This window comes from Ktedonobacter sp. SOSP1-85 (genome assembly GCF_016587415.1).
Classification (GTDB): domain Bacteria; phylum Chloroflexota; class Ktedonobacteria; order Ktedonobacterales; family Ktedonobacteraceae; genus Ktedonobacter.
Window position 1 is genome coordinate 2,745,132 of sequence record NZ_BNJI01000001.1, and the last position, 11,858, is coordinate 2,756,989.

Annotated in this window: 13 protein-coding genes; 3 read left to right on the forward strand and 10 right to left on the reverse strand. The window is 52.7% G+C overall.

Going from position 1 to position 11,858, the window contains the following annotated elements:
• Nucleotides 1-205 precede the first annotated feature (205 nt).
• From KTE_RS11440 to KTE_RS11460, 5 genes are all read right to left on the reverse strand, one after another.
• Entirely contained in the window at nucleotides 206-514 is a 309-nt protein-coding gene (locus tag KTE_RS11440; protein ID WP_201381109.1) for a hypothetical protein, read from the reverse strand.
• Between the two features lie 29 nt (nucleotides 515-543).
• Entirely contained in the window at nucleotides 544-1,098 is a 555-nt protein-coding gene (locus KTE_RS11445) for a glucosaminidase domain-containing protein (protein WP_236600369.1), read from the reverse strand.
• 117 nt (nucleotides 1,099-1,215) lie between these two features.
• Nucleotides 1,216-1,782, reverse strand: coding sequence for a hypothetical protein (locus tag KTE_RS11450; RefSeq protein ID WP_201381111.1), 567 nt, complete (start codon nucleotides 1,780-1,782; stop codon nucleotides 1,216-1,218).
• A 3-nt stretch (nucleotides 1,783-1,785) separates the two neighbouring features.
• Nucleotides 1,786-2,853 (reverse strand): hypothetical protein, encoded by a 1,068-nt coding sequence (locus KTE_RS11455; RefSeq protein ID WP_201381113.1) that lies wholly within the window; start codon nucleotides 2,851-2,853, stop codon nucleotides 1,786-1,788.
• A gap of 138 nt (nucleotides 2,854-2,991) precedes the next feature.
• Entirely contained in the window at nucleotides 2,992-3,273 is a 282-nt protein-coding gene (locus KTE_RS11460) for a hypothetical protein (protein ID WP_201381115.1), read from the reverse strand.
• A 445-nt stretch (nucleotides 3,274-3,718) separates the two neighbouring features.
• On the opposite strand from KTE_RS11460, the gene KTE_RS11465 reads away from it, so the two are divergent.
• The 3 genes from KTE_RS11465 to KTE_RS11475 all read left to right on the forward strand — a co-directional run bounded on the left by KTE_RS11465 (nucleotide 3,719) and on the right by KTE_RS11475 (nucleotide 6,222).
• Entirely contained in the window at nucleotides 3,719-4,597 is an 879-nt protein-coding gene (locus KTE_RS11465) for a helix-turn-helix domain-containing protein (protein WP_201381117.1), read from the forward strand.
• Between the two features lie 265 nt (nucleotides 4,598-4,862).
• On the forward strand, nucleotides 4,863-5,477 hold the full coding sequence (locus tag KTE_RS11470; RefSeq protein WP_201381119.1) for a PadR family transcriptional regulator: 615 nt from the start codon (nucleotides 4,863-4,865) through the stop codon (nucleotides 5,475-5,477).
• A 121-nt stretch (nucleotides 5,478-5,598) separates the two neighbouring features.
• Nucleotides 5,599-6,222, forward strand: coding sequence for a hypothetical protein (locus tag KTE_RS11475; protein ID WP_201381120.1), 624 nt, complete (start codon nucleotides 5,599-5,601; stop codon nucleotides 6,220-6,222).
• An 86-nt stretch (nucleotides 6,223-6,308) separates the two neighbouring features.
• Here the strand turns inward: KTE_RS11475 and KTE_RS11480 are convergent, their stop codons facing one another.
• The 5 genes from KTE_RS11480 to KTE_RS11500 all read right to left on the reverse strand — a co-directional run bounded on the left by KTE_RS11480 (nucleotide 6,309) and on the right by KTE_RS11500 (nucleotide 11,858).
• A complete protein-coding gene (locus KTE_RS11480) occupies nucleotides 6,309-7,097 on the reverse strand; it encodes an HAD-IIA family hydrolase (protein WP_201381121.1) in 789 nt (262 codons plus the stop codon).
• Between the two features lie 191 nt (nucleotides 7,098-7,288).
• Nucleotides 7,289-8,836, reverse strand: coding sequence for a chromosomal replication initiator protein DnaA (gene dnaA / locus KTE_RS11485; protein ID WP_201381122.1), 1,548 nt, complete (start codon nucleotides 8,834-8,836; stop codon nucleotides 7,289-7,291).
• A 43-nt stretch (nucleotides 8,837-8,879) separates the two neighbouring features.
• Nucleotides 8,880-9,269 carry a RidA family protein gene (locus KTE_RS11490; RefSeq protein ID WP_007908269.1) on the reverse strand — a complete coding sequence of 130 codons (390 nt, stop codon included), beginning with the start codon at nucleotides 9,267-9,269 and terminating at the stop codon, nucleotides 8,880-8,882.
• Nucleotides 9,270-9,464: 195 nt separating this feature from the next.
• Complete coding sequence (locus tag KTE_RS11495; protein WP_201381123.1) at nucleotides 9,465-10,442, reverse strand: protein kinase; 978 nt, start codon at nucleotides 10,440-10,442, stop codon at nucleotides 9,465-9,467.
• Between the two features lie 183 nt (nucleotides 10,443-10,625).
• Nucleotides 10,626-11,858, reverse strand: a complete 1,233-nt coding sequence (locus tag KTE_RS11500) for a PD40 domain-containing protein (RefSeq protein ID WP_201381124.1) — start codon at nucleotides 11,856-11,858, stop codon at nucleotides 10,626-10,628.

An 11,858-nucleotide genomic window follows, 5' to 3' on the forward strand; every position in this document is an offset into this window, starting at 1 on the left:
TCATGCAGGTAGATTGACGTGGACAGTTTCACAGGGCAAGCACTCTGTTTGATCTGCTGCGCACATGATGGACACAGCGAAGAGGACCAGTCAGCAGGGAACGGGCCTGCTGACGTTTTTTTGTACCAGCAGCTAACGCAATGGCGTTGCGCTTGTGTGGGGGCCTGCTCTAAGAGGCCTTGATAGTGTTGCCACAGACGTTCATTCATGGTTTGCGGTCCCCTTCCCTGATCTCGCTGATCAGCCGGTCGAGAAGTGCCAGCAGGTCATCCTCTAACACCTGGTCAGCTTCATAGGCCTCGTCTGTTGGGGTATGGGTGCCACGGGCCGCCCTCCGGTCGAGATAGGCCCGTTCCCGTTGCTGCTTGCGCGCCAACTGGTCGCGTAAGCCCTCTAGCCAGCGTTGGCCCTCTTCAGGCGTCATCAGGTCAAAGGGCTTGCGATACGAAATGGTGGCCTGGGCATTGCTGCGACCAGGGCCACGGGAGGGGGTACGTCGTGATGTACGAGCCATACGCTATATTTGCCCTCCTCGCCAGCGGATCACGTCGGCCATGACGCTTTGAATGTAGGCCCCTTCGTCGTTATGGTCTTGCTGGGGGCATACTTAGGAATGATGGTTGTAACCGTGGTCCGGCCGTCCGCGATGTAGACCGTCTTCATGAGGGCGTACCAGTCAGCGACACCGGCCCGCCAGGAAGAGTAGGCCCGATACCCGCCGCTCGGGTCGCACCGCCAGCCCTCAGTACAGCGGATATTGCCGATGCTCAGCGTGACGACCGCGACGCCGCGCAGGCCGAAGGTGCTTTCATGGTGGAAAAAGGCCAGTGCGAACACGGGATCAATCCCATACGTCACGCCCTGGTCATACATGGTTTGCCCGATGCCCTGTGCAGGCGAGCCAGCCACCGCAAGCACGCGATCAATGAACGCCGCTGAGATCGTGGGCGGCCCTGTGATGGTATCCGACGTGGGTGTGTTGCTCGTGTGTGATGCGGCATAGGTCGTAGGAATAGTGTTTTGTTGCATACCTGCCCAGGCGTAGACACAACCGCCCGCAACCAGGATGAGCAAGAGCGTGAGAAGTGTTTTTTGCATGTGGAGATCCTTTCCACAGAAAACCCCACATGGTATACTTGTCCATGTGGGGCAAAGTTTTTCCACAGGCGGGACCCTCTGACGGAAGTCGCCAAACTACAGTGCAGAGAGCCGCCTTTATTTTTTGTCTTCAAGGACGGCGAGCGGCCGCCCTGGTCTCCGTAAGTGGAGGCGCTTGAGCTTCGCGTGAATACGCCGCTGCGTCGATGCTGGTAAGGTGCGTAAGCGCTCAAAGGCATCAGGGCGACCACACATCAACGCTCCTATCAAAATGTTATGGCCATACTGCGTCTTGCGCCATTGCTCGAAACGATCAGCGGTCCGGCCAGCGGCATCAAGCTTCAATGGCTGGAGGGTGTCTCCCTTTAGGCGGGTGGTCTTTGGCTCGTACCAGTGCATGGTATCAATCGCCAGGACAGGCACCTCCAGGCAAGAATCATGTGTTCCTGCCACAACGCAGGTGATGTGATGCCGCCAGCGTTCCGTGCAGTTCAATGAGTAGGCATACCAATAGCTGGACCGCGCTAAGATGACAGCGTGATAAACCACACCGCCACGGCTGAGAGAGACGCTATTGCCGTGAACGGTTCCGTCATGCACCTGGACCCCGAACGCGGTTTGCAGCTGGTAGAGCGTGGCCCACACATCCTCTTGCTTGTAGTGGCTATAGCGTCTCTCTGGCATCGTTTAGAGTCCTCCTGTCTCTGGATCATTCAGCTCTCTGACCTCGCCATCTTGCGCTTGTGTCAGTTCCAGGCGTTCATTGACGTTCTTCAGCACGTTATTCATCACCGCATCAACGGTATTGGTGAACTGGCTCAGGAACTTAACCGCTGATTTACTCATGATCTCCTGCACGTCGCCAGCGATCTTGGCGTTGCGCTCCTCTGTTTGAATCTGGATTTCGATATTGCGCATGTGCCTATCGGCTTCAGCTTCACGCTGTTTACGGTCGGCTTCTTGCCGTTCCATCTCGGCATAGACTTCACCTTTGATCTTTTCCTCTTGCGCGATCTTCTTGAGCGTCATGACGCGCCAGCCAAGGTACTTGGCACATGCCCAATCCGAACCGATATAGAGGGTAACGCGCCCGATAATAAGCGCGTAGGTGAAGACATCGGCATCGGCTGGATGCCAGATGTGCCGCAAGTAGACGAACTGGCCCAGTGCCGAGATAGCAGCGAACACATACCAGGTAAGAGACAACCCAGTTACCCACTTGCCTAACTCGGCGTACTCTTGTGAGTGAGGGTCGAGCGTGCGTCTATAGGCTTCGGAATACTGCCAGACAAAGGTCAAACCAGCAAACACCGCTTCACCCAGGAGTGCAGGCGCGTAGGCGTTCCAACTGGTCTGATTTGTCCAGTCAAACGCTTTATTGGTGAAGAGTTGACCCACTTCCGAGGTGGTGAAAATGATAATCCAGAAGGGCGTCACCAGACAGAGGAAATCAAGAAACTTGAGCATCACCCTGACGTGGAAGTGTTCAACCAGATTGGTTGCCCCCTCCACACGTGCCATGCGTCGTGCTTTTAACTCCTCACGGGTCATGGTGGTTGTGGTCAACGGCAATGCAGGATTGCGATGAATGACGGTTTCACCCTCATTGGCGCACTGCCCGTCCTTTGCCTTCTCGGCATTTGCCGTAGAGGGAACAGACGGAACATTCGCGCTGGTATTGGCTGTGAGTGGGGTTTGAAAAATGGTAAAACCTTTGCCAATCCCTTCTCGAATCGCATCTAATTTTTTCCCCAAGAAAACCCTCCGAGAAATTTAAAGGTACCGGATAGGTACCAGATGGGTACCACAAAAACGAGCGTAAAAAGTGGCGATACTCTCATGAGGTTCTCAGGTCATGCTCATGATTTTTCGCCGCGTGTTGCACTACAAAAACTATTTATGATTGCGTAGAGATTCGCGCCGCTGTTTCGCCTGTGTGCGCCGCTGTTTACGTTCCAGAATGACATTGGCCTTCGTAACCCGTTCCCAGGAAACATCCAGAGCGCGTAGAAGACGGGCGTAGTGCTGAAACATGAACTCGTTGTTGGCGGCCAGCTGCTTCTTGGCGAACTCTTCGCGCTCTGCCTGGACCACTTTGTAGTCTTCCGCGCTAATGGTGCTTGTCGAAAAATCATACTTTGCCGCGTTGGTGTTGGTTGCTGTTGTGTCTGCCATAAATGAAGCATCCTTTCGTTCATCGAGACTGAACCCCAACCGCTGAGGCTCATCGCTGCCAACCCCTTGCGAGATTGGCAGGAGATCAACCTAACGATTATCGAAGTACACCTTCTGCGACCTTCGCCTTAAAATATAGGGGTTTAGTGTTGGACTCCTACCCCTACAGGCACCGCCCACTTGTAGCTTCTACGCGCCTTTTCTCCTGCTCTCACAGGCTACTCAGGCGGGGCTTATTCGTTTTGGTGTACTCTATTCAATTGTTAATGTGCGGGCGGCTACGCCGCGATACTCTCAAATGTCTCTCGAAACTATCATTTCTATCAATGATTATACGTGAGATTTTTGAGAGTTTCAAGGTTTTTAAAACCAGATTGAGAGTTTTGAGAGAATTTGTGGTATAATTGGGATAGATTAAGCCAATTATCCTTTGGGAGGGAGCACAATGACCGACTACTTAACCGCAGGCGAAGCAATAGAAGTACTCAAAATACCTGCCTCCACTTTTTACCGCCTTGCTAAAGAGGGCAAAATTGCAAAGCATTATCCAACGGCTGTCAGTAAGCATGGTGTGTATGATGCTAGAGAGATAGCTCGATTAGGCAGCAAACTTAAAAGAGAGTCTGAGCCACAGCAAACAGGGGAAACCGATTGGATTCAAAGTTCTGATGTAGGCAACATGTATGACTTGGAGTACACGGTCTACGGCGATGAGACCGGCAATCCATCTATAGTCAGAAAGTGGTATGAGCGCAACCCACAGATATGCCGTGTGCTTTATAACAAAGAGGATCGCCGCGACTTTTGGGGAGCACTTAATATGCTACCACTCAAGGAAGAGACCATTTTCAAGCTTCTACGAGGTGAGATACGCGATATTGACCTGGACCCTCAGAAAGATATTCTTACGTTTGAGGAGCCGGGTACATACGATTTCTATGTAGCTTCCGTTATTGTTCGCCCTGATCGGAAAAACCATTTCTTGGCACTTGTAAACGGTGTGTTTGATTTCTGGTGTGAACAAGCACCAGAACGAAGGCTAAGGAAAATATATGGGCGTGTCGTGTCTGGTGATGGCGAAATGATGGCTAAGAAGCTTTTCTTCTCCCCTCTCTGGCACATTTCAGACAGTGCATACGTATTAGATATGACCCGCCCGAACCCATCGCGCCTCGTCCAAAGTTTTCAGTATGCCGTGAATTCTAAGATAGAAGAAGCTTCTTTGACAGCCAAAATGACAGCCAAAGAAGCGAACAATAGCGAATGCAGGGGTACTAAAGCGGATACAGAACAAACTTCAACAGAGAGCACAGAACTGCTATAATATATCTACAAGATATATTTCCCTGGCACTGGCCTTCTTAAATTGCTTCTGCTGGGAAATTGGGAACGCACAAAACCTGGTAGGGACCAGCTTTAGCGCGTCCGAAGGAGATTGATCGCCTGTGGGCGCAACTCCAAATATTCTCAGGCAACATTTCGCATAATGGGTCGCACATTCCTGGCAAAAACAAGCTTACGTCACACTGTCATGAATGGCATTTGGACGCGCTAAAGCTGGTCCCTACCGGAAGAGGATAAGTGGCTTTATGTCAGTTGATCATATTGTGCTGGGTATCATCGGCCTGGCGCCCAGTACGGGCTATGATATGCGAGCCGAGATTGAGAAGGGCAGCATTGGTCTCCTTTCGGCGCTGAGCTTTGGCAGTATCTATCCCCGTGTACGCGCACTTCAGGACGAAGGCTTTGTACGTATGGAGCAAGAAGATAAAGATGGGCGCAAACGCAAGCTCTATGAATTGACGGCCAAGGGTTGGCAAGAGCTCCAGCGCTGGCTTATGGACGAAGAGGCGGCCTATCCTCTCCCCATGCGCGACGAACTCCTGGTGAAGATCCTCTTCTGGGGCATCGCTGGCGCGGAGCGCCACACCCTGCGCGAACATTTACAGGCGCGCCGCGAGGAATCAGAGGAACTGCTCACCTACCTGCGCAGCCTCCAGAGCGACGGCGTTACCTTTATTGATGAATATGGCATGCTAGTCTTCTCATACATGGAAACAAAGATTGAGGGCGAGCTGGCGTGGATTGAGAAGGCCAGCACTCAACTCTTACAGGAGCCTGAACTGCCTCCCCAGGACCCCAAATGGCTGGCGGTTCTCCAGAAGGCACGCCGCAAAAAAGCCCTGGGCGAAAGCGAGGAATAGTCATAGATGACTTTTGCCGAGGATTCGCCTTGTTGCTCTTGACGAGACACGCAAAACGCACTATGGTACTAGGTAAAGCATTGCTAATTCAGTAGATCACATAGTAGAGGTAAGCTCTCGCATGGAACTCTTAGACTTCACGATTCTCGTGCTCTCGTTTGTTATTGTTGTCTTTTTGGCAGCAATTCTCTTTATTCGCCCGTCGAGAGCTGTCCTCATAGCCTCGCTCCTTGGCGGCCTGGTCCTGGCACTGGTCAATATACTCTTTGACGTAATCGCCGCCTATGCCAATTTCTGGCACTATGTCTTCACCGCGCCTAAGCCAAGCCAGCGCTTTCCCTGGAATATCGATCCCCAGGCATTCTATCACCTGGTGACGCACTTTCCTGTGACGTACTATATCAGCACTGGCCTGGTCTATGGCTCAATTGTCTACCTGCTTATCTGGCGCTTTGAGAAGGGACCCAAAGCCTGGTTCGCCAAACTGCTCCTCTTTGGCATCCCCCTGTTCTGCATCCTGCGCGATGTGTATGGGGCAGCCACACATACCGCGTATCTGCACTGGGATAGCGTGGGTGGCATTGTGCTCACCGTCCTGCTCTGGCCCATCGCCTTCTATGCAGGCTATCTGCTCTTCAAAAAGCTCGCTCCCTCACACCAGGTCGTTGAGGCCCAGCGTCAGGAAGAGGAAGAGCGCGAGGCGGCCCGCATTCAAGCACTGAAAGCCGCTTCCTCCCAGCAATAATCTTTTTGCTTTGTAGTAAAGTAACGAATAAGCGGATTGGGCCGGCAGAGCCGGCCCAATCCGCTTATTCGTTACTTTACTACAAATTACTCCTGGACATCCTGAAGGACGGCGGCCAGATTTTCATAGACATGATCGGGCTGAATCGTCGAGCGCTCAAGCGTCTCACGGCTGGCACGACCAGAGAGGACGAGCAGTGTATGCGTTCCCGCCGACTTACCCGCCAGGATATCGACCTCCAGGCCATCGCCGATCATGACCGTCTCCTCTGGCTGGCTGCCAAGAGTCTGCATGGCCTCCACCAGTAGACCCGGCTGAGGTTTGCCTATAACCTCGGGCGTCACGGAACTGCCCGCCTCGATGGCGGCCACCATCGTACCAGTACCGGCGATAAAGCCGTCGGCAACTGGCAGCAAGGGGTCGCGATTAATGGCGACAAAGGCCGCGCCGTTACGGACGGCATGCACTGCCGCGGTCAGCTTCTCATAGGTAAACTGGCGATCTAGCCCGACCAGAACAGCATCGACATGCTCTTCCTGGGTGTCGGCAAGCTTTAAATTATGCTCATGCGCGATATCATACAGAGGGCGCTCACCAATCAGGTGAATGGTCCCATTAGGGAAACGGCGCGCGATCTGTTTAACCGCGGCCTGGCCAGCCCCAAGCACATGCTCAAGGCTTGTATCAATGCCCAGGCCAATAAGCTTATCCAGGACCTGCTGCTCACTAGCAAACGAGTTATTGGTCAGAAAGAGATATTTCTTCCCTGTCAGTTCAAGCCAGTCCACAAATTCCTTCGCGCCCGGTACCAGGGTCTCCCCACGGTAAACGACGCCATCCAGGTCAATCAGATAGGTTGTATATGGTGGTAACATACTTCTCCAAATACATGCAAGTTATTATATGCTTCTATTATATCGTCTAAAAACGGGACTAGACAAAAATAAAAATCGGCCAACGTGGAAAAAAACGAGAGTTGGTAGGAAAAATGGGGGAGTATAGAGTAATATGCGGTTATGCAGGAGTTGGCGGCGCATGGCCGCCAACTCCTGCATAACCGCATCCTCTAATCGCGTAAGAGCTGTTCGCGGATGGTGGAGACATCCTGGCGCAGGGTGGGATTCTGTTTGAGGTTGCGCTCAATCTTTTCGCAGGCGTGGAGCACCGTGCTATGGTCACGTTTACCGAAGAGCTGGCCAATTTCAAACAGTGAGATCTGAGTCTCCTGGCGAATTAAATACATCGCGACCTGGCGCGGAACCACAATATGCTTATCGCGCTGTTTGCTACACATCGCTTCAAAGGAGACACGGTAGTAATCAGCGACGGCCTGCGCGATCTGACGCCCATCCAGGTGCGTTTCACGGTGATCCGCCCCCAACGAGGACATGGCGGCACGTGCCACGTCTAGCGTTAAATCTACGCGATGCAGCTGCTGATAGGCCATCAAGCGATTGAGGCAGCCCTCTAGCTCACGAATGTTCGTCTGCACACGACCCGCAATATACGAGATGATCTCGTCAGGGACCCGGTAGTGCAAAGCATCCGCCTTGACGCGCAGAATCGCCATACGTGTCTCTAGATCTGGCGGCTGGATATCTGCCACCAGGCCCCACTCAAAGCGCGAACGCAGACGCTCTTCCAGGCTGGCAATGGCCTTGGGTGGGCGATCACTACAGATCACAATCTGCTTGCTCATCTCATGCAGACTGTTAAAGGTGTGAAAGAACTCCTCCTCGGTCGACTCCTTGCCAGCGATAAACTGGATATCGTCAACGAGCAGGATATCAACCGAGCGATACTTGGCACGAAACTCCTCGGTCGTACGATAACGAATGGCGTTAATGATCTCATTAGTAAACTGCTCGGAGGAGACATAGAGGACCGCCAGCCCTGTCTGCACCCCCTGCTGACCAATAGCATGCAGCAGGTGAGTCTTTCCCAGTCCGACACCTCCATAGAGGAAGAGCGGGTTATACGACTCACCGGGAGCCTCGGCAACCGCCAGTGAGGCGGCATGAGCCAGCCGATTACTGCTACCGACAATAAAGGTATCGAAGCTATACCGAGGATTGAGGCGATTATTTGTCAATATGCCTGACCGCTGCTCATTCTCCCATTGCTCCTGTTGAGAAGCCACGCCAGCCTGGAATGACTGATAAGATGCTGCGTTTTGCTCATACGACGGCGCTTCAGGTGTGCGCGCTGCTTTATGGGGAATACTGCGGTTAATACTGCGATCATAGAAGTTATACCCATTCTGCGCCGCCGATGTCGATGCGGCCAGGTGCGGCGTCGCGACCTCTTCCTGAGCTGGCAAGGGCTCCTCGCCTGGCTCATGAGTCACTTCAAGCACAATGGTCCGCCCCGTTACCTCTTGTAAGGCCTCTTCCATTACTTCTAGCCAGTGCGAGGTCAGGACATCACGAGCAAGGTCATTATGCACTTGCAGCGAGAGATAAAGCGATTCCGTCTCCTCATGCGCGCCACCTTCAGTAGTCTGAGAGGCAAGTAGATGAGCCTCTTGCAACCACTGACGCGTCACAGGGTCTAGCGACTCGTGTTGCAGCAGTCGCTCAAGCGTCGAGCGCCAAATCGTAGCAGTGTTCACCATGTACTCCAGTAGGGCATAGCAGCTCTCGTACTAGTTGCTTAAACTAGTCCTCGGCCAAAGCAACGCATTCAATCTCGACCAAGGATTTGCGTGGTAAGTCAGCGACAGCAATCGCTGAACGAGCAGGGAGAATGTCACCGGTGAAGTAAGTCGCGTAAACGGCATTCATGGCTTGAAAGTGATCCATGGTTGTCAGGAAAACGGTTGTCTTGACGACCTTCTGGAGGGAGGAACCCGCAGCCTCTAGCACTGCGCGCAGATTCTGTAACACCTGGTGCGTCTGAGCGGTTACATCTGCACCGACAATCTCGCCACTGGTTGGATCCAGGGGAATCTGTCCGGAGGTGTAGATAAACTGTCCATAACGAATGGCCTGGCTATAAGGGCCAATAGCGGCCGGGGCGTTAGCAGTCTGAATCTTCTCACGTTCCATAAATGTTGTTCTCCACTCCTGAAATTTTTATTAATTGTATGTGCGACCCTTTGCTTAACTTCTCGCGCCTGCGGCGCTCGCTTGGGAAAGGTGTGTATGCTATTTAGGTAAGTCACACAGACGAAAATGCGCAGGAGACATCCTCTATCCTAAAAGACGAGAAAAGTCTCCTGCCTCTCTTTATGCAAACTGGCGCTAACTCCTAGTAAGGTCCACGCCCTGAGGGTGGTATCCGCCCCTGACCATCGATGCCCGGATTATATTGGGGGGATACATCTGCGTAGCAGGCGTGGTTGCGGGCCTCGCTTTGCTGATCTCACGCGCGCACTGGCGCAAGGTTTGCTGCATCTCGGCCGCGGATGTAAAGCGGTCCTCCGGCTCCTTCTGTAACGTTCGCATCACCACCTGCTCAACAGCGGGGGGAACATTTGGATTGAAGGGGCGCAAAGGCGGAGGCTGCGCCGAGGCATGTTGCATGGCAATGGAGACGGCGGTTGGACCCACAAAAGGTGGTCTCCCAGCAAGCATCTCAAACATTACAACACCGAGAGAATAGAGGTCAGACGAAGCGGTCAATGTCTCGCCGCGAGCTTGCTCTGGAGAAAGATAATCGGCGGTTCCCAACACAATACCACTATTCGTCAGTCCGGCATCCTCAGCGACACGCACGATACCAAAGTCTGTAAGCTTCACCCACGCCCCGCCATCGCTCAGGCCACCACCTGCGTTACCGCTACGGGCAAGCATAATATTCTGCGGCTTAATATCGCGATGAATAAAGCCTCGCGCATGCGCAACCTGGAGCACGGCGCATACCTGGGAGGCAATCTCTATCGCCTCGCGTGCCTGTAGCTGCCGACGCTGGCCGATCAACTGCTTTAATGTCGGGCCATGAATATATTCCATGACCAGAAAATACTGGCCCGCTTCTTCTACAAAGTCATAAATAGTGACGGCGTTGGGGTGCGCGAGCGCAGCGGCGGCGCGTGCCTCTCGGCGGAAACGTTCCACAGCTCGCGCATCACTCTTATCAAGTGAGCGCAAAACTTTGGCCGCCACGATACGTTCTACGCGATGATCCCAGGTTTTGAAGACGCTGGCCATACCGCCAGTAGCGATATGCTCGCGAATTTCGTACCGTCCAGCAATTAAAGTGCCTTCGAATTGGTTCAACGTACCTACCTCAAGCGACCTGGGTCAGGTGAAAGTAAGACAAAAATAAAGTATAAATCTGCACGTTCAGAGGGTAGTATATCATCAATGCGTTATGTCGTCGAGTTTTTAGGAGTAGGAGGTGTATATGTGCATGGGAAGCGGGCACTCGCTCACTTCCCATGCACATATACACCTCCAAAACTACTTCACCCAGATGGGGCGGGAGTCGGCGTTGATTCTGTTGTTGGTGTCAGTCAACTGAATGGGATTACCAGTAAGCTTGAAATTGCCTTTCGTATCCACGCTCAGATGCGCCAGCCAGAGATCAAAGGCACCATTGGTGTAGGTTATATATGCCAGGGACTTGCCATCAGGCGACCAGACAGGCTGACACACATACTGGCCCTTCACGATCAACTGAGCCGACTTATATGGTGCTACCCCCTGTTGATCCGCGGCATCGCCGGGCGTGGCAGTGATCCCTTTAGGAACCTTCTGGACATAGATGCTTAACTGATCACTGGTGTTCTCGCTACGAGTGTAGGCGATAGAATCACCCGTGGGCGAGAAGATGGGTTGATAGTTGCGTACGTTCGAATCCTCAGGCGTGAGCGCGACACCGGTATCGGGCTGGCTTTTGGCTACTCCTGGACGATACTTATATGGATTGTTAGCAATCAGGGTCGAGTCAGCCAGGTAGATCTGAGTCAGCAAATTAGAAGAGTTTTTAGGATCATAGGTGTAGTGTGTATAGACGATTTCTTTTGGTGTGTTCGGGCGGAAAGCCACATCCCGGTCACCACCAGCCCCATAATCGCTATAAGCTACATATTGGGGCGTATCGGTTCCAGGATCAGAGACTGGCACGGTAAACACCTGAGGGTCCAGTAGGGGCGCATTCTGACCCGTAGCCTGGTACCAGTTCTCTTTACCAAAGTCACTGGCAAAAAGAATAGACTTTCCATCTGCCGAGAAGGAAGGCTGCCCGATCCAATTGGCCCGCGACTTCACAAAGCCATCTATATTGTAGTAGCTTCCCTGGCCGCTACGAATGACATTGATCTTACCGCCTTCAGCGGGCATGGTTGCAATATCAGAGTAGTCGCCACGCCGAATCACAAAGATAAGCTGCTTGCCATCGGGCGATATCGCGGGATCGCGTACATCCAGACCCTGGGTCAACTGCTTGAGATTGCGCTGGCTATCAAGCTCGTACAGGTTGCGATCAATGGTAAAGTAAAACTTCCCACTAAACACTGCCTGGTCGGTCTTATTGATGCCAATCGAGGTCCCATCTTTCGTCGTCTGCTTGGTATCAAAGGTATTGCTCTTGTCATTACCGATGCCTAAACAACCTTGTAAGCTAAATGCAAGCAATACCAGAAGCGCCAGCACGCTATACTGTCTATATCTAACCTGTATATTTCTCTTCAT

Bases quoted from the DNA above. Each gene is read 5' to 3' on its own strand.
- KTE_RS11490 (WP_007908269.1), bottom strand. From the start codon at position 9,269: ATGGAACGTGAGAAGATTCAGACTGCTAACGCCCCGGCCGCTATTGGC.
- KTE_RS11500 (WP_201381124.1), bottom strand. From the start codon at position 11,858: ATGAAGAGAAATATACAGGTTAGATATAGACAGTATAGCGTGCTGGCG.
- KTE_RS11460 (WP_201381115.1), bottom strand. From the start codon at position 3,273: ATGGCAGACACAACAGCAACCAACACCAACGCGGCAAAGTATGATTTT.
- KTE_RS11465 (WP_201381117.1), top strand. From the start codon at position 3,719: ATGACCGACTACTTAACCGCAGGCGAAGCAATAGAAGTACTCAAAATA.
- dnaA (WP_201381122.1), bottom strand. From the start codon at position 8,836: ATGGTGAACACTGCTACGATTTGGCGCTCGACGCTTGAGCGACTGCTG.
- KTE_RS11480 (WP_201381121.1), bottom strand. From the start codon at position 7,097: ATGTTACCACCATATACAACCTATCTGATTGACCTGGATGGCGTCGTT.
- KTE_RS11445 (WP_236600369.1), bottom strand. From the start codon at position 1,098: ATGCAAAAAACACTTCTCACGCTCTTGCTCATCCTGGTTGCGGGCGGT.
- KTE_RS11450 (WP_201381111.1), bottom strand. From the start codon at position 1,782: ATGCCAGAGAGACGCTATAGCCACTACAAGCAAGAGGATGTGTGGGCC.
- KTE_RS11470 (WP_201381119.1), top strand. From the start codon at position 4,863: ATGTCAGTTGATCATATTGTGCTGGGTATCATCGGCCTGGCGCCCAGT.
- KTE_RS11440 (WP_201381109.1), bottom strand. From the start codon at position 514: ATGGCTCGTACATCACGACGTACCCCCTCCCGTGGCCCTGGTCGCAGC.
- KTE_RS11475 (WP_201381120.1), top strand. From the start codon at position 5,599: ATGGAACTCTTAGACTTCACGATTCTCGTGCTCTCGTTTGTTATTGTT.